Here is a 23,148-nt window from a genome sequence, read left to right as displayed (position 1 = left end):
TCCTCGTAGTCGCGGGACCGGTCCGCCCCAAGAGTACGACTTCGTGATCTTTCCTGATGTGCGATTGGCTCAGGCGAGAGCGCTGCGGAGCCACTCCTCGACCCCGGCGATGTGGACCGTCGCCCAGGCACGGGCGACCTCGGGCTGCCGGGAGGCGATGGCGTCGCAGATCGCGGCGTGCTGCTCGCGGGTCTTCTCCAGCGCGTTCTCCTGGGTCAGGCCCCGCCAGATCCGGGCCCTGGTGGTGGGGCCCGACAGGCTCTCTATGAGGGAGCACAGCACCGCGTTGCCCGAGCCCGCCGCGATGTGCTGGTGGAACTCCAGGTCGTTGGCGACGAGCTGCTCGACGCTCGGGTCGGCGGGCAGCTCTGCGAGGATCTTGCGCAGCTCGGCGACCTCGGACTCGCTCATCCGCGTCGCCGCCATCGCGGTCGCCGCCGGCTCCAGGATCCGCCGGACCTGGAAGAACTGCAGCACGGTGTCGTCCTGGTGGAAGTCCACCACGAACGACATCGCGTCCAGCAGCAGCCGGGGCTCCAGGCTGGTCACGTAGGTGCCGTCGCCCTGGCGCACGTCCAGTACGTTGATCAGGGCCAGGGCGCGGACGGCCTCACGCAGGGAGTTGCGGGACAGGCCGAGCCGCTCGGCCAGGTCGGCCTCCTTCGGCAGCCTGCTGCCCGGAGCGAGCTCGCCCGAGAGGATCATCTGCTTGATCTTGTCGATAGCGGCGTCGGTGACCGCCACGCTTCACCATCCTCGGGTCCCTCAGACATCGGATGTCTAAGAGTGTAGGGCGTAGTGGACCGGGTCCACCCCGGGTACGCGGCGGATCACACCTCGGACCTCCAAGGTGCGCAGATGGGCCGCCGCCTCCCCGGCGGCCATGCCCCGCAGCATCGCCGGGAGCTCCTCCCAGGGGCGGTTCCAGCTCATCCGGCCGGCGGTCTCCCAGATGGTGAGGGGCTCCCCGGCCTCGGCCAGCAGGGCGGTCAGCCGTACGAGCTTCTCCTCGTGGTGCGTGCGGATCTCCGTCGCCCGAGCGGCCGTATCTTGAAATATCCATTCATGGGCGGGCAGGGCTTCGAGCTCGCCCAGGTCCGCCACCTTCGCCAGCGAGTCCAGGAAGTCGCTGAGCGGATCCACGTCGCTGCGGTCGTAGGGGTAGAGGCCGATGTGCGGGGTGATGGCCGGCAGCACGTGGTCGCCGGTGAACAGCCGGCCGGTGTCCTCCAGGTGCAGGCAGATGTGACCCGGGGTGTGGCCGGGGGTCCAGATCGCGCGGAGCGCGCGTCCGGGCAGGTCGACCAGGTCGCCGTCGTGGAGCGTCCGGTCGGGCGGCGCGGGCGGCCGCGGCCGCTCCGCCGTCACCTCCTCCACCTCGACCTTGGCGGCCCCCGCCCGGCGCAGCATGTCGGCCTGGAGGTCGCGCTGCGCGCCCTCCCCGAAGCTCCACATGAGCTTGACCAGCGCGGCGTCGGCCTCGTGCATGGCGACCCACGCCCCGGACTCCTCCCGGACCTGCCCGGCCAGCCCGGCGTGGTCCGGGTGGAAGTGGGTGACCACCACCCCCCGGACCTCGCGGACGTCCATCCCGACGGCGGCCAGCCCGTCCCGCAGCGCCAGCCAGGCCTCCGGGTGGTTCCAGCCCGCGTCGACCAGCACCGGCCCGGCGGGGGACTCGATCGCGTAGACCAGGGTGTAGCCGAGCGGGTTGCCGGGGATCGGGACGGGCACGCTCCACACCCCGCCGCCGACGTCGATCGGACGCTGCTCGCTGTACGGCCTGCGGCGGGATTTCAAACGGTGCTCCTTGCTCTTACAGTCGTTCGAGGACGGTCGCGGTGGCGAGCGCCCCGCCCGCGCACATCGTCACCAGCGCGGTGGACGAATCCGACCTCTCCAGCTCGTGCAGGGCGGTGGTGATCAGCCGGGAACCGGTCGCGCCGACCGGGTGGCCGAGGGCGATGGCGCCGCCGCCGGTGTTGACCCGGTCCATGTCCGGCCCGTGCACCGACGCCCAGGAGAGGACGACCGAGGCGAACGCCTCGTTCACCTCGAACCGGTCGATGTCCGCGACGGTCATGCCCGTGGCGGCCAGGACCTTGGCGGTCGCGTCCACCGGCCCGTCCAGGTGGTAGTAGGGCTCGGCGCCGACCAGGGCCTGGGCGAGGATGCGGGCCCGGGGGCGCAGGCCGTGCCGGGCGGCGGCCTCCTCGCTCATCAGCAGCACCGCCGCCGCGCCGTCGGAGATCTGCGAGGCGGTGCCCGCGGTGTGCAGGCCGTTGTCGCCCATCACCGGCTTGAGCCGGGCCAGCCCCTCGACGGTCGTCTCGCGCAGCCCCTGGTCCCTGTCTACGGTGCGGCTCTCGCCGGTCGGCTGCCCGTCCTCGCCGAGGACCGGCGCGGTCACCTTGACGATCTCCCGGTCGAACCGGCCCTCGGCCCACGCCTCGGCGGCCAGCCGCTGGGACCGGGCGCCGAACCGGTCGAGCCGCTCGCGGGTCAGCCCGCGCCGCTGGGCGATCCGCTCGGCGGCGGTGAACTGGTCGGGCAGGTCGACGGCCCAGTCGTCGGGCCGGGGGCGGGCCGGGAGCACGTTGCTGCCGAGCGGGGCGCGGCTCATCACCTCGACGCCGCAGGCGATGCCGACGTCGACGACGCCCGACTGGATGAGGGCGGCGACCAGGTGGACGGCCTGCTGGGAGGAGCCGCACTGCGCGTCGATCGTGGTCACGCCCGTCTGGTACGGCAGGCCGGCGTAGAGCCAGGCGTGCCGGCCCACGTGCCCGCCCTGCTCGCCCGCCTGGGTGACGCACCCGGCGAAGACCTGGCCCACGATCGCCGGGTCGATCCCCGCCCTGTCCACCAGGCCGGTCAGGGCCGCCGCGAGCACCGCCTGCGGCTTCAGCCCCGCCAGCCAGCCGTTACGCCTGCCGATCGGGGTTCTCACGGCTTCGACGATCACTGCACCCATACGATCCCCTCGCCCGGCGGCCCGGGGCCGGCGTCCGCAGGCCGGCCCCTCGGCGCGTCGCTCTAGAACGTCGCTCTGGTCGTCTTCCGACTGTGACTGTAACGCGTTCTAATTTCAGGCGGAAGGAGGGGGCTGGAAATCGACGAGCAGGCGGGTGGCGGCGATCTCGATGCGGCGCTGGATCTGCTCGTACGTGCGGCGGCCGCGGAGCATCTCCAGCAGCTCGTGCACCCAGACGCTGGCCAGCGAGCCCGCGAGGGCGAACTGCTCCTCGGTCGCGGTCTCGGCGGTGAGGCCGTCTCCGGCGACGCGGAGCAGCAGGCCCGCCATGCGGTCCCCGAACGGGGTGTCCACCTCGGCCATGATCAGCGAGCGGATGAGCGCGTCGGCGAGCTCGGGCTCGCGCATCAGGCCGCGGGTGGCGCGCATCAGGACGTCGACGGCGCGGCCCGGGGGTGTGGTGGCGCCGGGCGGACGCCGCTCGATGCTGCTCTCCAGGAGGTCGATCTCCTCGCCGACGACGGCGACGACCAGATCCATCTTGGAGGGGAAGTAGCGGTAGAGGGTGCCGAGGGCGACTCCCGCGCGCTCGGCGACGGTGCGCATCTGCATGGCCTCGACGCCGCCGCGCGAGGCGAGGGCGGCGGCCGCCTGGACGATGCGCTTGCGCCGCTGATGCTGGCTTCTCGTGCGGACGCCGGTGGACGCCGATTCGCTCTGCACGCCGGGTGCCCCCTTGGTCTTGGCCGGTCCGGCGGCGCTCGGGGGCGGCGGGCCGGGGAGGCGCGAGGCGACCGGCGCCTCGATGGTCACATGCGGGGTACGCATGAGAACACGTTATCTGATTTCCGGATGATCCGATGGGTTACTCGCCGGTCACAAAGGCGCCCCTTCCTTACACCGCATATGCGTTTGATCGGCATGTCGCGGCTTATTGCGGCCGGCCGCCCCTGGACAAATAATAGAATGTGTTCTACTTTTCGGAACTGCTGGCCTGAGCTTCATTGCTGGGAGGCGTTATGTCCGGGGAGACGTTGGCGGAGCTGCTGGAGCGGCGTGCCGGGGACGATCGGCCCGGGCTGCTCTTCGAGGACCAGGTGTGGAGCTGGCGCGAGTACGTCGCGGAGTGCCGGGTCAGGGGCGCCCGGATGGACGCCCGAGGCCGGGCCGTGCATGTCGGGGTGCTGTCCGACAACGTTCCCGAGATGCTCTTCCTGCTGGGCGGGGCCGCCCTGTCCGGCCATGTGCTCGTCGCGCTGAACACGACCAGGAGCGCCGCCGAGCTCGCCCGCGACGCGGACGCGACCCATGTGGACCTCATCGTCCACGAACCGGCGTACGCGGAGCTGGCCGAGGAGGTCGCCGGACTCCGGGCCGCGCCGCCGCCCGCCGAGCGCGACACCGGAGACGGGCTGGTCATGCTGATCTTCACCTCGGGGACGTCGGGCCGGCCCCGGGCGGTGCGGGTCACGCAGCGGAAGATCGCCGTCCCGGGCGTCAACCTGGCGGCGATGCTCTCGCCGCAGGACGTCGTCTACTGCTCCATGCCGCTGTTCCACTCGGGGGCCGTCATGGCGGCGTACGCGCCGGCCGTGGCGTCCGGGGCGGCCTTGGTGATCCGGCGCAGATTCTCCGCGTCCGGGCTGATGGCCGACGTCAGGCGCTACGGGGTCACGTACCTCCACTACGTCGGCAAGGCGCTCTCCTACGTCCTGTCCACCCCGCCGGAGCCCGGCGACCGGGACAACACGCTCAGGATCGCCTTCGGCAACGAGGGCAGCGCCACCGCGGTCCGCAGGTTCGGGGAACGGTTCGGCTGCCACGTCATCGACGCGTTCGGATCCACCGAGACCGCGATCGCGATCACCCCCGACCCCGCGGGGCCGAGCGGCTGCCTGGGCAGGCTGCCCGACGGCGTCGAGATCCGCGACCCCGCCGACGGGCGGAGGTGCCCGGCCGCGGTCATCGAGGACGGGCGGCTGCTCAACGGGGACGAGGCGATCGGGGAGCTGGTCAACACCGAGGGGCCCGGCCTGTTCGACGGTTACTACAACGACCCCGAGGGCGACCGCGAGCGGATCAGGGAGGGCGTGTTCTGGTCGGGAGACCTGGCCTACGCCGACTCCCGGGGCTACGTGTTCTTCGCCGGGCGGGGCACCGAGCGGCTCCGCGTGGACGGGGAGAACCTGGCGGTCGCGCCGATCGAGGCGGTCGTCCGCGAGTTCCCCGGCGTGGTCGAGGCGGCCGTCTACCCGGTGCCCGACGCGGCGGCGGGCGACCAGGTCATGGCGGCCCTGGTGCTGGAGAACGGCTTCGACCAGGCGGCCTTCGAGGACTTCCTGGCCGGCCGGAGGGACGTCGGCCCGAAAGCCATACCTCGATATATCCGCATATGTAAGGAGTTGCCGCAGACCGCCTCGAACAAGGTCGTCAAGCGGATCCTCGCCGCGGAGGGCTGGCACACCGGCGACCCCGTCTGGTGGCGCCCCCCGGGCCGGCGGGGATGGCGGCCGCTGACCCCCGACGACATCACCGAGATCGACGACGAGTTCGTCCGGCACGGCCGGCCGCACCCCCTGGAGCGCTAGTGGACTTCAACCTTGACGAGACGCAGAGTGACCTGCGCGACCTCGCGGCCGAGCTGCTCGGCCGCGAGGTGACATCCAGCAGGCTCGAAGCCCACGAGGCGAGCGGCGCGCCGTACGACGCGAAGCTGTGGCGCTCCCTGGCCCAGGCCGGGCTGCTGGGCGCCTGCCTCCCGGAGGAGGCGGGCGGCGCCGGGCTCGGACCGGTGGAGCTGGCGGTCGTCCTGCGGGAGATCGGCGCGCGCGTGGCCCCGGTCCCCGTCCAGCAGAGCCTGGTCACCGCGCTGGCCATCGCCCGGTACGGCTCCCGCGAGCAGCGCGAGGCGCTGGCGCCCCTGGCCGGGGGCGACCTCGTGCTGACCTCCGCGCTGCGCGAGCCGGGCCGCGGCCTCGGCGCCGCACCGGCCGCGACCGCACGGGAGGAGGGCGGCGGATGGGTGCTGCACGGGCGCAAGAGCACGGTGTCGTACGCGGCCCAGGCGTCCAAGGTCCTCGTCCCCGCCACCACCGAGGAGGGCGTCGGGCTGTTCCTGGTCGCCCCGGAGGCGATGACCGTGCGGGCGGAGCCGGTCTCCACCGGCGAGCCCGCCGCCACGCTCACGCTGGACGGCGCCCCGGGCGAGCCGGTGGGCGCGCGGGACGGCGAGGCGTTCGCCGGGCTGCGGCGGCTGGCGCTGGCCGGGATCGTCGCCGTCTCCTCCGGCGTGCTGGCCGGGGCACTGGCGCTGACCACGGAGTACATCAGGACCCGCAGGCAGTTCGACCGGGCGCTGGCCGAGTTCCAGGCGGTGACCGTGCAGATCGCCGACGTCTACATCGCCGGCCGCGCGCTGGACGTGGCCGTGTGGTCCGGGGCGTGGCGGCTGGCCGAGGGATCGGCCGAGGAGGCCGAGACGGACCTGGCCGTCGCGGCCCTCACCGTGACGGACCCGGTGCTCAAGGCGCTCTACACCTGTCAGCACCTGCACGGAGGGATCGGCCTGGACGTGACCTACCCGCTGCACCGCTACTTCGCCTGGGGCAAGCACCACGCCCACCTGCTGGGCGGTGTGGAGGCCCGGCTCGACACGATCGGAGCGCTCGTCTGATGCTGATCGACCTGACCCCCGAGCAGAGGCGGCTCCGCAACGAGCTGCGCGACTACTTCCGGGGCTGCCTGACCGCCGAGGACCGCAAGAAGATCTCCACCGACCCGTTCGGCCACACCTACATGGAGCACTGCCGCAACCTCGGCCGCGACGGCAAGCTCGGGCTGGGCTGGCCGAAGGAGTACGGCGGCGGCGGGTACGGCCCGCTGGAGCAGCAGATCTTCGCCAACGAGATCGCCCGCGCCGAGGTGCCCTACCCGATCATCACCGTGCAGACCGTCGGCCCCACCCTCATGCAGTACGGCACGGCGGCGCAGAAGGAGTTCTTCCTGCCGCGCATCCTGGCGGGGGAGTGCCACTTCGCGATCGGCTACAGCGAGCCCGAGGCGGGCACCGACCTGGCGTCCCTGCGCACCACCGCGCTCCGCGACGGGGACCACTACGTCGTCAACGGCCAGAAGATCTTCACCTCGGGGGCGCACTACTCCCAGTATATCTGGCTGGCCGCCCGCACCGACCCGGCCGCCAAGAAGCACCGCGGCATCACGATGATGATCGTCGACTGCGCCGACCCCGGCTTCTCGTGGACCCCGATCACCACCATGGACGGGCGGCACCACACCAACTCCACCTACTACGCCGACGTGCGCGTGCCGGTGGACATGGTGGTGGGGGAGGAGAACAAGGGCTGGGACCTGATCGTCAACCAGCTCAACCACGAACGGGTCACGCTGGGCCCGGCGGGCAACATCGCCCACACCTACGACCGCTTCCTGCGCTGGGCGCGCGACACCGGCCTGATCGAGGAGCCCGCCGTACGGCGGGCGCTCGGCCGGGTCTACGCATACCTCCGGACCAACGAGCTGCTGAACTGGCAGGTCGCGGCCAACATGGACCTGGGCTGGCTGGGCGCCCCCGACGCCTCGGCCACCAAGATCTACGGCTCGGAGCGGATGCAGGAGGTCGGCAGGATCGTCGGCGACGTCCTGGCCCGCTTCGGCGACCCGGCCGACCCGGCGACGGCCGACTTCATCGGCCGTCTCGACCACGGCGTCAAGGGCGCGATCGTGCTCACCTTCGGCGGCGGCGTCAACGAGGTCCAGCGCGAGCTGATCGCCATGCTCGGCCTGAGCCTGCCGAGGCCGCCCCGATGACCGCGACGGCGGAGGCGGACCTCCACGACCGGCTCATGGCCCTGGCCGAGCGGCAGATCGCGGTCGGCGAGGTCCGGGGCGTCGCGGCGGCGGACCCGGTGAACCTCCCGATGATCCGGCACTGGGCCGCGGCCATGGGGGACGCCAACCCGGTCTACACCGACGCGGAGGCCGCGGCGGGCAGCGCGCACGGGGAGATCGTGGCGCCTCCGGCGATGATCCAGGTCTGGACCATGCCCGGCGTGGACAGGGACGGCAGGCAGGCGACCACCCCGGTCGACGACGTGCTCCGGGCGCTGGACGGCAGCGGCTACACCGGGGTGGTCGCGACCAACTGCGAGCAGACCTACCACCGCTACCTGAGGCTCGGCGAGCGGCCGGTCCCGGCCACCCGGTTCGCCGGGCTCTCCGGGCCGAAGAGGACGGCGCTCGGCGAGGGCTACTTCGTCACCTGGAACATCACGTGGTACTCCCAGGACGAGCCCGTGGCCGACATGCTGTTCCGGGTACTGAAATTTCGCCCCCGGGAGCGGAAAACCAAGCCCGAGGCGCGCGAGCCGTACCCGCTCAAGCCCGCGATCAACAAGGACACCGCGTTCTTCTGGGAGGGTGTCGGCAGAGGCGAGCTGCGGATCCAGAGATGCGCCGACTGCGGTGAGCTCCGGCACCCCCCGGGGCCGGTCTGCCCGTCGTGCCGTTCGGTCGAGCGGACGCACGTCGTGGCGAGCGGCGTGGGTGAGGTCTACAGCTACGTCGTGCACCACAACCCCCCGGTCCCGGGGCGGAGCACCCCTTTCGTGGTCGCAGTGGTGGAGCTGCCGGAAGGTGTGCGGATCGTAGGCAATGTTGTGGACTGTCCGCCTGAAGAAGTGGGTATCGGTATGCAGGTGCGTGTGACGTATCGCCAGATGGACGACGAGCTGATCCTGCCCATGTGGGTCCCCCAGGAGTCGTGATGCGGACGCTTACCGGAGACCAGGTCGAGATCGGATCCGTCCTCCCCGATCTCGTGATCGAGCTGACGCCCACCGCGATCGTCTCGACGGCGCTGGCGACGATGGACTTCACCCCGGTCCACCACGACGTCGGACGCGCCAGAGCACAGGGTTCCAAGGACATCTTCCTCAACATCCTGACCACGATGGGCCTCGTCGAGCGCTACGTCACCGACTGGGCGGGTCCCGAGGCGCTGATCCGCGGCATCAACGTCAAGCTCGGCGTCCCCGCCTACGCGGGTGACACGCTGACCTTCACCGGCACCGTCGTCGCCTGCGAGAACGGCGAGTTCACCGTCGAGGTCCGGGGCAAGGTCAGCCTCGGCGACCACGCCTCCGGCACCGTCCGGTTCGCCCTCCCCGACCGCTGACCGCGGCCTCCGCGCGCTCCATCCGAAGAAAGGCACCCATCACCGTGGTCTCCCTTCCGGGGAGTACGGCTGTCGCCGGCATCGGCGCGACCGAGTTCTCCAAGCAGTCAGGCCGGTCCGAGCTCCAGCTCGCCGCCGAGGCGGTGTTCGCGGCGCTGGACGACGCGGGCCTGAGCCCCTCGGACGTGGACGGGCTGGTGACCTACACCCAGGACACCAACCAGGAGATCGCCGTGGCCCGCGAGGTGGGCATCGGCGATCTGACGTTCTTCTCCCGCGTGCACTACGGCGGCGGCGCCGCGTGCGGCACCGTGCTGCACGCGGCGATGGCGGTGGCCACCGGGGTCGCCGAGACCGTGGTCTGCTACCGCGCGTTCAACGAGCGCTCGGGGCGCAGGTTCGGCCAGCCCGACGCGCGGATCGGCGGCGAGCCCTCGTCGCAGGGCCTTGAGATGAGCTGGCACGTGCCGTACGGGCTGATGACCCCGGCGGCCTGGGTCGCCATGTTCGCCCGGCGCTACATGCACGCCTACGGTGTGACGTCCGAGGACTTCGGCCGGGTGGCCGTGGCCATGCGCCGGCACGCGGCCACCAACCCCGCGGCGTGGTTCCACGGCCGCCCGATCACGCTGGAGGAGCACCAGGCGTCCAAGTGGATCGTCGAGCCGCTGCACCTGCTCGACTGCTGCCAGGAGAGCGACGGTGCGGTGGCCCTGGTGGTCACCTCCGCCGAGCGGGCCAGGGACCTGCGCCGGTCGCCCGCGCTGATCGGCGCCGCGGCCCAGGGCGCCGGGGCCGGCCAGCTGATGATGACCAGCTACTACCGCGACGAGATGACCGGCCTGCCGGAGATGGGGGTGGTCGGCCGCCGGCTCTGGGAGCAGTCCGGCCTGGGGCCCGCCGACATCCAGACCGCCATCCTGTACGACCACTTCACCCCGTTCGTGCTCACCCAGCTGGAGGAGCTCGGCTTCTGCGGCCGGGGCGAGGCGCGGGACTTCGTGGCCGGCGGCGGCATCGAGATCGACGGCCGCCTGCCGGTCAACCCGCACGGCGGCCAGCTCGGCGAGGCCTACATCCACGGCATGAACGGCATCGCCGAGGCCGTCAGGCAGATCCGGGGCACCTCGGTGAACCAGGTCGCCGGGGTCCGTAACGTCCTGGTCACCGCCGGGACCGGCGTGCCCACCAGTGGCCTGATCCTGTCGGCGGAGTGACGGCCGCCGTCCGTGACGCGCGGCGGCCGTACCCGCGTGCGAGGTCAGGAGGGGAGGCGCGCTCCCTTCTCGTACGGATTCTCCGGCAGACGCTCGGGTGTCACGAGCAGCCGGAGGATTTGCTCCACCGCCCACCACGGCGGCCTCGGCTCTGAAGTGAAGTTGCGTCCGTTATGCGTGTTTCGGATGGCATTATTGCGACATGTTGGAAACGGTCGGGCTGGATCCGCTGGAGGAACGCGTCTACCGGTTCCTGGTCACGGCAGCCGAGGCCGACGTCACCGACCTGGCCGGCGAGCTCGGGCTCGACATCGCGACGGCCGAGGCGGCGCTGCGGTCGATGGAGGCCAGGGGCCTGGTCCGGCCGGCCGTCCCGGAGCCGGCCGCCCCGGCGGAGCGGCGTTTCACCGCGGTGGCCCCCGACATCGTGCTGGGCGCCCGGCTGCTGCGCCAGCAGCAGTCGCTCGACTGGGCGCGGCGCGAGGTGGAGCAACTGGCCGAGGAACACCGGGGCAACGCCCGCCGCCGCGACGCCGACCGGCTCGTCGAGGTGCTCCCCAACCGGATCGCCATGCGCGAGCAGCTCGAACACCTGCAGGAGAACGCCCGCGAGGAGGTTCTCTGCTTCTGCCGGGGACGCGCGATCGTGATGCACGCGACCGAGAACGACGAGGAGCTCGACGCGCTGCGCCGCGGGGTGGTCTACCGGGTGATCTACGAGCGCGACCTGCTGGAGGAGCCGGGGATGCAGGCCAACGTGGCCTACGGCGTCAAGCTGGGGGAGAGCGCCCGAGCCCTGCCCCGGCTGCCGGTCCGCCTGATGGTCGTGGACCGGGAGGTCGGCCTGATGCCGCTGGTACGGCATGCCGGGACGGCGGAGCCGACGGCCGCGCTGATCCGGGGCGGCGAGCTGCTGGAGGTGCTGATCGCGCTGTTCGACAGCTACTGGGACCGGGCGACGCCGCTGCGGATCGCCGAGGACGGCGCCCTCACCGAGGGAACCCATCCCTGCCCGCTGAACTCCGACGACCTGTACCTGCTGTCGCTGCTGGTCGCCGGGGTGCCGGACAAGTCGATCGCCAGCCAGCTCGGGCTCAGCCAGCGGACCGTGCAGCGGCGCCTGTCGCACATCATGGAGCTCGCCGGCGCGCAGACCAGGATGCAGCTCGCCTGGCACGCCGCCCGGGAACGATGGCTCTAGGCGCTCCCGGGTCCTGCGCCATGAGTTCGTCCACCTGCTATGAGGAACGCGGCACTAGGACGGTTCGGGAGCTTCCCAGCGGGTGACCGAGAAGGTCGCGGACACGGGGGCCTCGGCGGTCACGGCGGTCACCTTCAACAGGGCGACGTACTTCTCGAAGCTGTCGAACATGCAGAACCGGTCCCCGGTCCGCAGTTCGGACACCGGCACGTCGAGGTCGTCGCGCTCGCCGCGCGCCGCGGCGTCCTGGCAGGCGGTGATGTCCGGGTCGGCGCCGCCCTCCACCCGGGCCACGTATCCGCCGAACCGCACTTTCGGGCTTCCGGACAGGCAGCTCGGGAAGTACTCGACGTCCCCTCCGCCACCGGACAGTGTGTGCCGATACCTGACGCGCGGCATGTCCGAACCGATCCCGACACCGCCGATGCCGCAGTCCTGTGTCTTGGCCACGTCGTCGGCCACCGTGAAGGGCTGGTTCTCGTAGACCTTGTCACCGGGCTGCGCCGGCGGGCCCTCGGCCTTGGCCGGCCCGGCCCACAGGGTCGCCGACAACGTGAGCTCCGCGACCGGGGAGCCGCTCACCTTCACCACACGCAGGAGGACCACGCGGCCCTCGGCGGCGAAGTCCTCACAGAACCGGTCTCCCACCGCCAGGGCCTGGGTGCCGTAGCGGTCGATGTCCGTACCGCTGCCGACCGCCGCCCGTGCGGCGTCCCGGCAGCCCGCCTCATCGAGGTCCCCGGCGTCCGCGGCCGCCTTGGCGACGGCCACGTCGTCGAAGTCGAACCGCCCGTTCGCCGAGGAGCATGGGGGCGACCACGCCAGGATGGGCGGCCTGCCCTCCTCCGTCTGATCCCCGTAGTCATTCAGGCGCGGGTTCGACTCGTCGGACCCGAGGACGCGCGGCCCGCTGTCCGCGAACTCCACGTAGATGTCCGACGGGCATCCGTTCTTGATCGCCTGGATGTCACTCAGCGAGATCTCCCTGTCCCGGTAGAGCAGCCCGGTCCTGGAAACCGTCGGCGTGGCGGACGCCGACCCTTCCGTCGTAGGGGACGCCGATCCTTCCGGCGCACGGGACGCGGATCCGGCCGGGCCCGCGGACCGTCCGTCGCCGTCCCCGCAGCCCGCGAGAACCGCCGCCAGAAGCAGCGCGAGGCCGGCGCCACGCAGGGCCTTTCCCCGACGACCGTTGATTTCCCACACGTCAACTCCTTGATCAGGTTTGTTGGGCCGCCCGCCGTACCGACCGGCGAGGCTCGCGAGCCGGTTGCCGTACGATGCCCCCGTCTACCGCCGGGTGTACTCCCGGACGGCCAGGGAGGCGGCCAGGAGGTACGGGCCGAGCAGCAGGACGGCGCACAGCAACGCGTACCAGAACCGCGAGCTGAGCGGCCCGAGCAGAAGCCCCCCGGCCGCCCACACCAGCACGGTCACCACGACGGGGGCCACGAAGAAGACGGACCAGGCCAGCACCCCGGCGAACCCGGCCAGCCACAGCCACCGGAACCACCGCCCGGCCCGCACGTCGGCGGGCGCGGCCGAGTCCAGCTCCGCCGCCTGCGCCGGGGTGAGCCTGCCGAACGCGCGCCGCAGCATCAGCGTCTTGACCCGCCACAGGTCGCGGCAGCCGAGCGCGTTGACCAGCACCCCGTACAGGTCGGTGCGCAGGAAGACCATGCACTGCCACAGCAGGCCCGCCAGCTTCACGAACACCCATGTCGAGAGCGTCGCGTCCACCAGGGGGTCCGGTGACCACGTCCCCTGCCGGATCAGCAGGCGGGCGCCCAGCAGCAGGCTGAGCAGGACCACGTCCACCGCCGTCCCGCCGAGCAGCGGCCCGTAGCGGCGGCGGCGCGGCACCGTCCAGATCTGGGAGAGGTCGGTCTCCAGGACGGGCAGCATCATCCGCCGGTCCATCCCGAACCGGGACTCGACGCCGATCGCCCGGGCGGCGAGCCAGTGGCCGCCCTCGTGCAGAGCCGTGGAGACCAGGACGAACGGCACGAGCAGCAGCGCGCTCAGCCCGACGTCGTCGAGCAGGAACGCGTCCCGGGCCGGGCTCGGGAACAGGGACGGCGAGGCGGCGAAGACGGCCAGGCAGAACAGCGCCAGGACGGTGTAGCAGGTCCAGGCCACCGGTCCGAAGAAGGGGCGGGCCGCGCGCTGGCTGACCCCCGCCATCCAGCGCCGCATCTGGATGGGCGCGGTGCGTACGGCCCGGCGTTCCACGTCGGGCCGGTCGTCGACGAATCCCAGCTCGGCGAGGGTCGCCACGAACGACGGCATGTCCACGGGCTCACCGGCGAACGCCTCGGCCTCGGCTGCGGCCTCCTCCTCGGTCGCGCCGCGCAGCAGCGCCGAGATCACCACTCCGCCCACGGCCGGCATGGTCACGAAGGTGCCGGTGGCGGGATCGCCGACCAGTACCTCATCGTCCTCCTCGACCACGCTGAGCGGGCGCAGCGGGACCCTGCCGCTCATCGGCTCACCGCCGGGCCAGTGCGCACGCCGGGCAGGCGGGATCACGGGGAAACGGTCGCCACACTGGGACGAGCCCGTTGAGCAGGTCGACGACCACCCGGAACCCGGCCGCGCGCGGCGGCTCGACGCCGGTCAGGTAACGCATGACCTCGTAGGCGACCAGCGACCCGACCTGCATCGCCATCGGCCCGGTGAGGCCGTTGGCGAGCCGCAGCCCGCGGGTGAGCCGATGGGCGACCGCCGCGGTCGTGCGTTCGTCCAGGCGGGGCAGGTCGGACTCGTCGCAGCGCAGGCAGGCGCTCTTGCCCGGGTCGACGGAGAAGTAGATGAGCTGGGTGCGGGTCATCCCGCCGGCCACCCAGGGGACGCCCGCGCGCAGCGCCGCCTCGTTGACCCACAGGTTCGCGTCCAGCGCGCCGTCGAGGCCGCCGGCGATCACATGGACGTCCCCGGTCAGGTCCTTGAGGTCGTCCGGGCCGGAGATCCACCGGTCCACGGCGCGGACCTCGATGCCCGGGTCGTACTCGCGCACCCATTCGGCGGCGCGTTCCGCCTTCGACCGGCCGATGTCGGCGTGCCGGTAGAGGAACTGGCGGGCGAAGTTGCGCGGAGCGATGTCGTCGCGGTCCACCAGCGTCAGCGCGCCGACGCCGAGCCCGGCCAGGCACTGCACGAGGGACGAGCCGCCGCCGCCCGCACCGAGCACGAGGACGTGGGAGTCGCGCAGCCGCCGGACGAACTCCGCTCGCGACCTGCCGAGCCGGGCGAAGACCCCGAAGAACGTCAGGTTGGAGAAATGCCGCTCGTCGGCGTCCGGGTCGCCCAGCAGGCGTTCGTCGGCGTTCTCGACCAGGCCGAGGGAGTCGAGCCCGGTGAGACCGTCGCGGACGTTGTCTCCCGTGACGGCCACGCCTCGCGCGGTCAGCGCCTCGCTCAGCTCCTCCGCCGTGGCCGGCCCGCGGGCCAGCTCGTCGAGGAGAGCCGCGATCCGGCCGTCCGGATCAGCCAGCGTGTACGCCTCGCGCGGGTCGTGGACCACCACCAGTTCGTCACCGAGAGACTCCCAGGCGCACTCTTTCAACATCACCAGCATCGCTCATCCGCATCGCTCGTCGGGACGGAGCCGGCCGGGAGGCGGCCGTGCCACCTCCCGACCGGCTGAGAGGCGGTGCCTCAGGTCATGAACTGGGTGGCCTTGACGGCTTCCACCTTGCGAACCTCGATCTTCATCTCATCCACCTCCTTCCGGATGTCTTTGATCAAGCTCCTCCCTTCGCCCACAGAAACCGCATATGGTCGCCATAGAAGCTGCAGAACCGCTGATCGTTCCGGGAGACGAAGTGGACTTCGCGGTCCTCGGACCGGTCCGGGTCACCGATGCCGGGCAGCCGCTCCGGCTGGCCGCCAAGGTGCGCGCGGTGCTCGGCGTCTTCCTGCTCCATCCGGACACCGTGCTGTCCAGGGACCGGCTGATCGCCTCGGTGTGGGACGACCCGCCCCGGTCCGCCCTGCCGAACCTTCAGACGTACCTGACCGCGCTGCGCCGTGCCGCGATCGAGGTCGAGACCGTGCCGTACGGCTACCGCCTGCGCCTCGGCCCCGACCGGCTGGATCTGCTCGCCTTCGACGAGGCCGTACGGCGAGCCCGGCTGGAGGCGGCGGGCGGCGACGCCGCCACGGCGAACCGGCTGTTCGCCGAGGCGCTGGCGCTGTGGCGCGGCCGACCGGCCGAGGACGTGCCGCTGGCCGCGACGATGCAGGCGCGCGTCGCCGAGCTGGAGGAGCGCCGGGAGAACGCCCGGCTCGGCTGGATCGACGTGCGCCTGCGGCTCGGCCTGCACGACGAGCTCGTCGGTGAGCTGACACCGCTGGTGGAGGCCGCGCCGCTCAACGAACGCCTGTGGCACCGGTTCATGCTGGCGCTGCACCGGGCGGGCCGGCGCGCCGAGGCGCTGGAGGCGTACCGGCGGGCCCGCTCGACGCTCGTCGCCGAGCTGGGCGTGGAACCCGGCCAGGAACTACGCGGCCTGCAGGCGGCGGTCCTCGACGACGCCCCCGTCCCGGCTCCCGCGTGGGAGACGGTCCGGGAACCCGCCTGGACGGGGATCTGCCTGCTCCCGGCCGACATCGCCGACTTCGCCGGCCGCGAGGGCGAGACCCGTGACCTGGTCGCCGCGCTGGACGGCACCGGGACGGCGCCGGTGATCGTGACGGTGTCGGGGCCGCCCGGCGTCGGGAAGAGCGCGCTGGCGGTCCATGTCGCGCATCTGGTGCGGCAGCGGTATCCGGACGGCCAGCTGTTCGTCCGGCTGTGTGACGCCTCGGCGTCGCCCCGCGACCCGGCCGACGCGCTCGCGGAGCTGTTGCGGGCGCTCGGCGTGGACTCCGCCGGCCTGCCCTCCTCCGTCGAGGAGCGGGCGGCGATGTACCGGGCCAAGGTCGCCGACCGGGCGGTGCTCGTGCTGCTGGACGMCGCGGCCGGCGAGGCCCAGGTGGAACCGCTGATCCCCGGGACTCCCGGGTCGGCGGTCCTCGTCACCTCCCGGGGGCCGCTGCCCGCGATGCCCGGCGCGATCGCGTACGCACTGGACGTGCCGCCGCCCGCCGACGCCCGCGACCTGCTCGCGGGCGTGGCCGGGGCGAGCCGGGTGGCGAGCGACCCCGAATCGGCGGAGGCGATCGTACGCGCCTGCGGGCGGTTGCCGCTCGCGCTGCGCATCGCCGGGGCGCGGCTGGTGACCCGTCCTGCCTGGCCGCTGGCCGAGCTGGCGCGGCGGCTGGCCGACGCCCCGGCGCTGAGCGAGCTGCGTGCGGGCCACCTGGACGTCCGCGCCACGTTCGGGGCGAGCTACGCGGCGCTGTCGGCGCCCGCGCGGCGCGCGTTCCGGCTGCTCGGATCGGTGGCCGCCGACGGCGTGGCCGCCTGGACGGTGGCCGCGTTGGCGGACGCGACCGTGCGCGACGTGGACGGTTCCCTGGAGGAGCTGGCCGCCGCCGGACTGATCACCGCCGGTGACGCCGACGCCGCGGACCAGCCCCGCTACCGCATGCACGACCTGCTGCGCGGCTTCGCCGCCGAGCTGTTCGTCACGGAGGAGAGCGGGCGGAGCAGGGTGGCGGCGCTACGCCGGGTCGCCGCCACGGCCCGGGACGTGGCCGAGACCACCGCCCGCGCCGGGCTGGTGCGCGAGGCGGCCGGACTCGCCTACGCGCTGGCGCCGTTCCTGATCGTGCGCGGTTTCCACGACGATGCCGTCCGCATGCTGGGGACGGCCGCCGACGCCGCCGCCGCGGCGGGTGACGCCGCCGCCGAGACGCGCCTGCGGCTGGTGCGCGCCGACGCCGAGGTGGACCGCAGACGCGCCGGCGGGGTCGCCGACGAGTTCCGCCACCTGCTCGACCGCTGCTCGCGGACGGGGGATCAGCACGCCGCCGCGTACGCGTCGCTCGGGGTCGCCGCCACCCTGGAGGCGGACCTGGGGTCCGCGCTCGCCGCCGCCACCCTGGCCGCCGAGCGGTTCGACGCGTTGGGCGACGGGCACGGCCTGCTGAGCGCGTGGACCGAGATCGCCGCGATCCAGTTCTTCCTGGGCCGCCACGACGCCGCCGCGGCGATCTGCCGCCGGGCCCTCGCCCGCGCCGAGGGACACAGCGCCGTCCACCGGGCCCGCTTCCTGCGGATGCTCGGCATCGCCTGCTACGAGACGGGCCGCGTCGAGGAGGCGATCGGCTACTACCGGGCCTGCCTGGATCTCTGCCGGGACCTGCGGTGGAGCACCGGCGAGCGGCTGGCGCTGCACCGGCTGGCCCAGGCCGAGGCCGCGCTGGGCCGCCACGACACCGCCACCGGCATCCTCCTCCGGTGCGCGGAGATGTCCGTCAACGCCGGAGACACTCGGGGAGAGGCGCTGATCTCCTACACGCTGGGCGAGATCAGCCGGTGGCGGGGCGACGAACGGGCCGCGCTGGCCCACTTCACCACCTGCCTCCACCGGCTCGACCCGCTCAACGAACACGTCTGGTCCGCTCGCACCCGCGACCAGATCGCCCGCTCCCGGGCCGCTCTCGGCTGACCGGACGCGGCACCGGAAGTCCTCCCGCGGCGCTTCACGGTCCGGCCGTCCCGGCGCCACCGTCATCACCGACAATCTCTCCGGCCATTCCAGCTGGAAGGTCCGCTCCGCTCTCATCCGCGACGGGTCCGTGGAGGGCTCGCCCGCTCCGGAGGCAGAACCTCGACGTCGGCCCCGGAGAGTCGGCCCTACTCCACGCCGTGAACGTGGAGCACGGCCGCTACTTCACCCCGTAGGCGCGGAGCACGGTCTGCTTGACCGCGTTCCCGGCGCTGTCCTCCGCGGTGACCCGCAGCGAGACGTACTGTCCCCTGCGCGCCTGGTGGGAGACCAGGGTGGAGTAGCGGTCCTTGCCGCGGGGCAGCAGCACCAGGCGCTTCCAGCTCTTTCCGTCGTCATAGGAGAGCTCGGCCGTGACCTGCCGCAGGGCGAGGCCGGGCGCGGTGCTCCGCACGCCGAAGTCCAGCGGGATCGGCAGCGTCCGGCGGACCCGGCCGTCGAGGTCGGCGGGCACGGTGTAGTCGACGCCGAGCAGCGGCAGCGGTTCGGAGCCGGACTTCGGGCGGGCGGAACCGAACGTCCACGCCGTGCTGGTCTCGGTGGCGTACGTCCACTCCTCCGACGAGCGCTTGGTGGACAGTTCCATCCGGTAGGTGGCCTTCCCGGGAACGGCGGGGAAGTTCCCCACGGCCCGTCGGGGCTCCTCGACGAGCGTGCCGTCGCGGTAGAAGCGGGCCGAGACCGTGTCCTCCTCGTCGGAGGTGAACGCGTAGCCGTAGTGGCCGGCGGCGTCGACGAACTCGGGGATGTCGAGCCTCAGCGTGTCCCCCGTCCGGGTCGGGGTGAACTCCGGCCTGCCCGGCGGGACCGCCGGCCGCACGACGGGACCGAACCACCGCTCGCCGACCTTCTCACCGGCGGCGTAGCCGCGCAGCCCGCCGGTGAGCCCGGGGGAGAGCGGGCGCAACGCCTCCCAGGTGAACATGTGCTGCGCCACGTGCTCCCACTCGGTGTCGCCCGAGGTGACGTACTCGGTGCGCGCGGATCCCGTGCGGACCCACCGCTGTCCCTCGTTGGCGAAGACCTGCCACGGCCGCCAGCCGAACCGCTGCTCCTTGGCCCAGCCGAAGCCGCCGGTCTCGTGGTAGCCGGTGTCCACCCGGGCCAGGTTGGAGGCGTTGGCCTCGTAGACGATCTGCTCCGGGATCCGCCCCTTGGAGACCTGCGAGATGTCGTAGACGTAGGGGATGGCCATGTTCCCGGTCACGTCGAGGACGGCCTTGCCCTTGTGGACCCGCTCCAGCAGCTTCTTCCCCTGCTCATGGGGGATCGTGGCGGCCGGGATCGCCTGCCTGTCCATGACCGGCGACCAGTACTGCCACGGGTTGTCGTCGGCGGCCGGTACGACGACGGCCGCCGCGGCGCCCGCCTCGGCGGCGGCGGCGATCATCTCGTCCCATTGGGGGTCGTCCTGCGAGGCGCTCGACATGATGACTGCCCGGCCGCGCAGTTTGAGAGCGCCGAGTTCCTCGGGGGTGCCGTGTCCGCCGTCGACGAGCTCCCACCGGTACCTGCCGTTCCACTCCGGTGACCTCACCGTCGGGGAGATGTCCAGCGGCCCCTTGAGGCCGCTGACCCGTGACGACAGCCTCGGCGCGCCGTACTGCCAGCGCGAGGTGAACTCGAAGGCGCCCTGGCGGACCGGTTGCGTCTCGGCCACGTGCAGCTCTTCGACCGAGGGGAAGTTCATGTACGACGAGGAGATCTTCCGGGTCCCGGTGTCGCGGTAGCTGGCGAACGTGGAGATGCCCTCCTGGACCACCGGCTGCGGCGTCTTGATCACGATCGGCCGCGTCTTCCGCGCGTCGAACACCAGCTCCGCGTCACCGGTCACCGGGAACTCGGGAATGTCGATCTTGATGTCGATGACGCGCGCGCCCGACCGTTCCTCGCCGAACTGGCCCTGCGCGTAGTAGGTGCCCTCGGGGATCTCGAAGGTTTTCCCCTCCTCGGCCTCCCACGGCAGGATGTAGGTGAGGAGGTTGTCCTGCGCTCCGGGGCCGAACATGAAGATGGTGCTCATGCTCGACGGCCTGCCGTCCTTGCCGACGGCGCTGATGCGCACCTTGTGGGTGCGGGGACTCCTGGTCAGCGCCAGCGTGGTCTGCAGGGCGACCGAGCCGTCCGCGGTGGTCGCGGTGAGATGGCCGGAGTGCCGGCCATGGGCCAGCTTCGCCAGGTCGGCGCTCACCGGGACCGTGACCGTGGCGCCGGCGTCGACGGTGACCGACGCCGAGCCCAGGGTGAGCGCGCCCTGCGCGGGGGCGTCACCGTCCAGGTTGCTCAGGGTGGCGGTCAGCGCCAGGGAGACGGGCGCCTGGGTGGAGTTGGTGTAGGCGACGGTCCCGGCGGGGCTCGTGGAGTCGCCGTCCTGGTGGGTGCCCAGGTCGAGCACGCCGGTGGCCGTGACGTCCTGCCGTACGGCGCGCGCGAGGTCCACCCGCCCGCCGCCCTGCTCGTAGACGGTCAGGTCCCGCGCGGTCTTGGCGGTCGAGATCAGGGCGTCCTTGAGCTGCGGGGCCTTCCAGTCCGGGTGCCGCTGCTTGAGGATCGCGGCGGCGCCGGCCACGTGCGGGGTCGCCATCGAGGTCCCGGACGCGGCGGTGTAGCGCTCGTCGGCGGGCTCGCCCATCGAGGTGCCCTCGGCCCGTCCGGCCACGATCGCCACTCCCGGGGCGGTGATGTCCGGCTTGGCGCCTCCGTCGAGACGCGGACCACGGCTGGAGAAGGAGGCGAGCGTCTCGTCGGCGCCGACCGCGCCGACGGTCAGCGCGGAGGTCGCGGCGCCGGGGGTACCGACGGAGTACTCCTCGCCCTCGTTGCCGGCCGCGACGACGAAGAGGGTGCCGGTCTGCTCGGTCAGCGCGTTCAGGGCGGCGCTGGCGGGGTCGGTGCCGTCGGTCGCCTCGCCGCCGAGGCTCAGGTTCACCACGTCGGCGCCGGACGCCGCGGCCCACTCCATCCCCGCGATGATCTGCGAGAACTGGCCCGAGCCGCCGTTGTCCAGCACCTTGCCGACGATCAGCTCGGCGCCGGGGGCCACGCCCTTGCGGCGGCCCTGGGAGGCCGTCCCGAGGCCCGCGACGGTGGTCGCCACGTGGGTGCCGTGCCCGTGGCCGTCCTGGGTCGAGGGGTCGGCGGTGAAGTTGCGCCTGTCGGCGATCTTTCCGGCGAGGTCGGGATGGTTCTCGTCGGCGCCGGTGTCGAGGACGGCCACCTTGACGCCCTTGCCGTCGAACCCGCTCTTCCAGGCCTCGGGGGCGCCGATCTGCGGAACGCTGTGCTCCAGGTCCACCTTGACCTTGGCGTCCAGCCAGATCTTCCGGATCCCCGAGGCGAGCCGGGGCCCGCCGGAGCGAGCCGACGGCGCCGCCTCGACGGCCTTCCAGAACGCGGCCAGCTCGCCCTTGCCGGCGTCCACGGCCCGCGCGTCGATGCTTTCCAGCTCGGTCCCCGCCTTGGCGCCGGGCAGGGCGCCGGAGGTCCGCGCGCCCTTGTCGTAGGCGAGCAGCAGCGGCAGCGTGCGGCTGCCCGCGTCGTCGTATCCCTGCTCGATCAGGTCGCCGACGGCGAAAAGACCCTTGTCGACCAGGTTCTCGGCCACGTACGGGACCATGTCGTCGGGCAGCACCTGCAGCTTCCCGTCGATGTCGTGGGTGGTGAACTTGATCTTCTCCCGGCCCTTGGCGGGATCGACCGTGACGGCCCACTTCCCGGCCGCGGCCTGGCGGACGGTCACCACGTCGCCGGTGATCAGGGTGACCCGGTGGAGGCCGGTGGCCGGAGACGGGGCGGAAGCGGTCTCGGCCCCGGACGGTAACGCCGGTAGGGCGAGGGAGAGCGCCGCTCCGGTGGCGGCAAGACGCGCGAGCCAGTGCATGAGGGGGTGGCCTTCCGTGATTCGGTACTGCTGATCACGAGAGTGGGCGACAGGACTCCCTCACGTCACGATTTACCGCCTGCCGAAAATATGACATGTCGCTAATGCGACAGCTCGGGGTGCCCGGATCGGGCCGTCATCGACGGCCGCCGGGACCTGTGCTCAGGGAGTGACGATCGTGGGGACCGCGAAGAAGACGATCATCGCGATCGCCACGCAGATGAGGAAGCCGACCAGCTCCCATATCCAGTCGTGGTGGCGGTGGCGGTGGCCGCCACCGGCCGCCCTGTGCCTGCGACGTGCCCGTCTGCCGGCCCGCGCCGGCCGGGAGACCCGCGCCGGCCCGGCCTCCGCCTCGGCGGCACCGGTGATGCCGGCGGTGCCGGCGGTGTCCGGTGTGATCGCCTCAGGCCCGGGGGCGTCCGGCCGTGCGACGCCGGACGGGGCGGCGTGCCGGGGCCGCCTGGTGTACGGCCCCCGGCCGCTGGCAGCCCGTTCCGTGGAGGTCGTCTGGCCGGTGGCAGTCCGTTCCGTGGAGGTCGTCCGGTCGGCGCTCGGCTGTTCGGCAGGGGTCGTCCGGTCGGTGGTGGGCTGTTCGGCGGGGGTCGTCCGGCTGTTGGTGGGCTGTTCGACGGAGGGCGTCCGGCCGGTGCCGGGCCGTTCCGCGGGGGGCGTCCAGTGCTGGTGGGCCGGTCCGTCCAGCTCGTCCGGGCGCAGGGGCCAGCCGGGGAGGGGCGGCTGCGCCTGGGCGGTCCCGCCGGGGGCCGCCGGGACCGGTGCGGCGTCCGGGGGCTCCGGCGGCGCCACGGGCGTGGGCCAGGTCGCGAACGCGGCGGGGATCGGCTCCTCGCGGGGCGCGGAGGCGACCAGCTTGTCGGTGTAGGCCAGGGCCGCCCGCGTCTCGGGGGTGAGAGGGCGGAACAGGTCCTCCAGCGGGGGGAAGCCCGCGGTCGGCGCCGGCGGGTCGTCGAGCACGTCGGCGGGGAGCGGAGCGGGCAGCGGCGGCGCGGCCGGCCGTGGTGCCGGGGCGGCGGCGAGGGGCGACTCGGCCGGGGCCGGCGTGGTG

General features: G+C 72.7%; 16 protein-coding genes and 1 pseudogene. 8 read left to right on the top strand and 9 right to left on the bottom strand.

What is annotated here, in order from left to right; translation table 11 throughout:
- Nucleotides 1-69: 69 nt before the first annotated feature.
- From CA984_RS08720 to CA984_RS08705, 4 genes are all read right to left on the bottom strand, one after another.
- Nucleotides 70-744 carry a FadR/GntR family transcriptional regulator gene (locus CA984_RS08720; RefSeq protein ID WP_012894583.1) on the bottom strand — a complete coding sequence of 225 codons (675 nt, stop codon included), beginning with the start codon at nt 742-744 and terminating at the stop codon, nt 70-72.
- 36 nt (nt 745-780) lie between these two features.
- Nucleotides 781-1,800, bottom strand: coding sequence for an MBL fold metallo-hydrolase (locus CA984_RS08715; RefSeq protein WP_086570084.1), 1,020 nt, complete (start codon nt 1,798-1,800; stop codon nt 781-783).
- Nucleotides 1,801-1,816: 16 nt separating this feature from the next.
- A complete protein-coding gene (locus tag CA984_RS08710) occupies nt 1,817-2,974 on the bottom strand; it encodes a steroid 3-ketoacyl-CoA thiolase (RefSeq protein WP_086570081.1) in 1,158 nt (385 codons plus the stop codon).
- A gap of 114 nt (nt 2,975-3,088) precedes the next feature.
- The gene (locus CA984_RS08705; RefSeq protein ID WP_242675819.1) at nt 3,089-3,802 is read right to left on the bottom strand and encodes a TetR family transcriptional regulator; all 714 of its coding nucleotides are present in this window, start codon (nt 3,800-3,802) and stop codon (nt 3,089-3,091) included.
- Between the two features lie 191 nt (nt 3,803-3,993).
- Here CA984_RS08705 and CA984_RS08700 point away from each other — a divergent pair, with 191 nt between their 5' ends.
- The 7 genes from CA984_RS08700 (at nt 3,994) to CA984_RS08670 (ending at nt 11,585) form a co-directional block, all read left to right on the top strand.
- Nucleotides 3,994-5,562 (top strand): long-chain-fatty-acid--CoA ligase, encoded by a 1,569-nt coding sequence (locus CA984_RS08700; protein ID WP_086570079.1) that lies wholly within the window; start codon nt 3,994-3,996, stop codon nt 5,560-5,562.
- Nucleotides 5,562-6,647, top strand: a complete 1,086-nt coding sequence (locus tag CA984_RS08695) for an acyl-CoA dehydrogenase family protein (RefSeq protein ID WP_086570077.1) — start codon at nt 5,562-5,564, stop codon at nt 6,645-6,647. The genes CA984_RS08700 and CA984_RS08695 overlap by 1 nt, the downstream gene beginning before the upstream one ends.
- Complete coding sequence (locus CA984_RS08690; protein ID WP_086570074.1) at nt 6,647-7,801, top strand: acyl-CoA dehydrogenase family protein; 1,155 nt, start codon at nt 6,647-6,649, stop codon at nt 7,799-7,801. Before CA984_RS08695 ends, CA984_RS08690 begins: the two co-directional genes overlap by 1 nt.
- Nucleotides 7,798-8,757 (top strand): bifunctional MaoC family dehydratase N-terminal/OB-fold nucleic acid binding domain-containing protein, encoded by a 960-nt coding sequence (locus tag CA984_RS08685; RefSeq protein ID WP_086570072.1) that lies wholly within the window; start codon nt 7,798-7,800, stop codon nt 8,755-8,757. Before CA984_RS08690 ends, CA984_RS08685 begins: the two co-directional genes overlap by 4 nt.
- On the top strand, nt 8,757-9,167 hold the full coding sequence (locus CA984_RS08680; RefSeq protein WP_031160573.1) for a MaoC/PaaZ C-terminal domain-containing protein: 411 nt from the start codon (nt 8,757-8,759) through the stop codon (nt 9,165-9,167). The genes CA984_RS08685 and CA984_RS08680 overlap by 1 nt, the downstream gene beginning before the upstream one ends.
- Before the next feature lie 44 nt (nt 9,168-9,211).
- Nucleotides 9,212-10,384: a lipid-transfer protein gene (locus CA984_RS08675; RefSeq protein WP_086570070.1), complete on the top strand. Its 1,173-nt coding sequence runs from the start codon at nt 9,212-9,214 to the stop codon at nt 10,382-10,384.
- Nucleotides 10,385-10,586: 202 nt separating this feature from the next.
- The gene (locus CA984_RS08670) at nt 10,587-11,585 is read left to right on the top strand and encodes a helix-turn-helix domain-containing protein (protein WP_086570068.1); all 999 of its coding nucleotides are present in this window, start codon (nt 10,587-10,589) and stop codon (nt 11,583-11,585) included.
- 54 nt (nt 11,586-11,639) lie between these two features.
- Here CA984_RS08670 and CA984_RS08665 read toward each other — a convergent pair whose 3' ends face one another.
- The 3 genes from CA984_RS08665 to CA984_RS08655 all read right to left on the bottom strand — a co-directional run bounded on the left by CA984_RS08665 (nt 11,640) and on the right by CA984_RS08655 (nt 15,162).
- Nucleotides 11,640-12,791, bottom strand: coding sequence for a hypothetical protein (locus CA984_RS08665; RefSeq protein WP_086570066.1), 1,152 nt, complete (start codon nt 12,789-12,791; stop codon nt 11,640-11,642).
- Nucleotides 12,792-12,875: 84 nt separating this feature from the next.
- Nucleotides 12,876-14,069, bottom strand: a complete 1,194-nt coding sequence (locus CA984_RS08660; RefSeq protein WP_086570064.1) for a hypothetical protein — start codon at nt 14,067-14,069, stop codon at nt 12,876-12,878.
- Nucleotides 14,070-14,073: 4 nt separating this feature from the next.
- Entirely contained in the window at nt 14,074-15,162 is a 1,089-nt protein-coding gene (locus tag CA984_RS08655) for a ThiF family adenylyltransferase (protein WP_086570062.1), read from the bottom strand.
- A gap of 247 nt (nt 15,163-15,409) precedes the next feature.
- On the opposite strand from CA984_RS08655, the gene CA984_RS08650 reads away from it, so the two are divergent.
- On the top strand, nt 15,410-18,142 hold the full coding sequence (locus CA984_RS08650) for an AfsR/SARP family transcriptional regulator (RefSeq protein WP_165781159.1): 2,733 nt from the start codon (nt 15,410-15,412) through the stop codon (nt 18,140-18,142).
- 220 nt (nt 18,143-18,362) lie between these two features.
- Here the strand turns inward: CA984_RS08650 and CA984_RS08645 are convergent, their stop codons facing one another.
- Nucleotides 18,363-22,082, bottom strand: coding sequence for a S8 family peptidase (locus tag CA984_RS08645; protein WP_086570058.1), 3,720 nt, complete (start codon nt 22,080-22,082; stop codon nt 18,363-18,365).
- A gap of 162 nt (nt 22,083-22,244) precedes the next feature.
- Nucleotides 22,245-23,148, bottom strand: a pseudogene (locus tag CA984_RS45955) (hypothetical protein); the annotation flags it as partial.

Origin of the sequence: Streptosporangium minutum, assembly GCF_002149035.1 — a bacterium.
Lineage (GTDB): Bacteria > Actinomycetota > Actinomycetes > Streptosporangiales > Streptosporangiaceae > Streptosporangium > Streptosporangium minutum.
Note: the sequence above shows the minus strand (reverse complement) of the source record. Positions and strands in the feature narration are given on the sequence as shown.

Excerpts from the sequence above, each read along its gene's own strand:
- CA984_RS08660 (WP_086570064.1), bottom strand. The coding sequence starts at position 14,069 with ATGAGCGGCAGGGTCCCGCTGCGCCCGCTCAGCGTGGTCGAGGAGGAC.
- CA984_RS08645 (WP_086570058.1), bottom strand. The coding sequence starts at position 22,082 with ATGCACTGGCTCGCGCGTCTTGCCGCCACCGGAGCGGCGCTCTCCCTC.
- CA984_RS08700 (WP_086570079.1), top strand. The coding sequence starts at position 3,994 with ATGTCCGGGGAGACGTTGGCGGAGCTGCTGGAGCGGCGTGCCGGGGAC.
- CA984_RS08710 (WP_086570081.1), bottom strand. The coding sequence starts at position 2,974 with ATGGGTGCAGTGATCGTCGAAGCCGTGAGAACCCCGATCGGCAGGCGT.
- CA984_RS08705 (WP_242675819.1), bottom strand. The coding sequence starts at position 3,802 with ATGCGTACCCCGCATGTGACCATCGAGGCGCCGGTCGCCTCGCGCCTC.
- CA984_RS08680 (WP_031160573.1), top strand. The coding sequence starts at position 8,757 with ATGCGGACGCTTACCGGAGACCAGGTCGAGATCGGATCCGTCCTCCCC.
- CA984_RS08685 (WP_086570072.1), top strand. The coding sequence starts at position 7,798 with ATGACCGCGACGGCGGAGGCGGACCTCCACGACCGGCTCATGGCCCTG.
- CA984_RS08690 (WP_086570074.1), top strand. The coding sequence starts at position 6,647 with ATGCTGATCGACCTGACCCCCGAGCAGAGGCGGCTCCGCAACGAGCTG.
- CA984_RS08670 (WP_086570068.1), top strand. The coding sequence starts at position 10,587 with ATGTTGGAAACGGTCGGGCTGGATCCGCTGGAGGAACGCGTCTACCGG.
- CA984_RS08655 (WP_086570062.1), bottom strand. The coding sequence starts at position 15,162 with ATGCTGGTGATGTTGAAAGAGTGCGCCTGGGAGTCTCTCGGTGACGAA.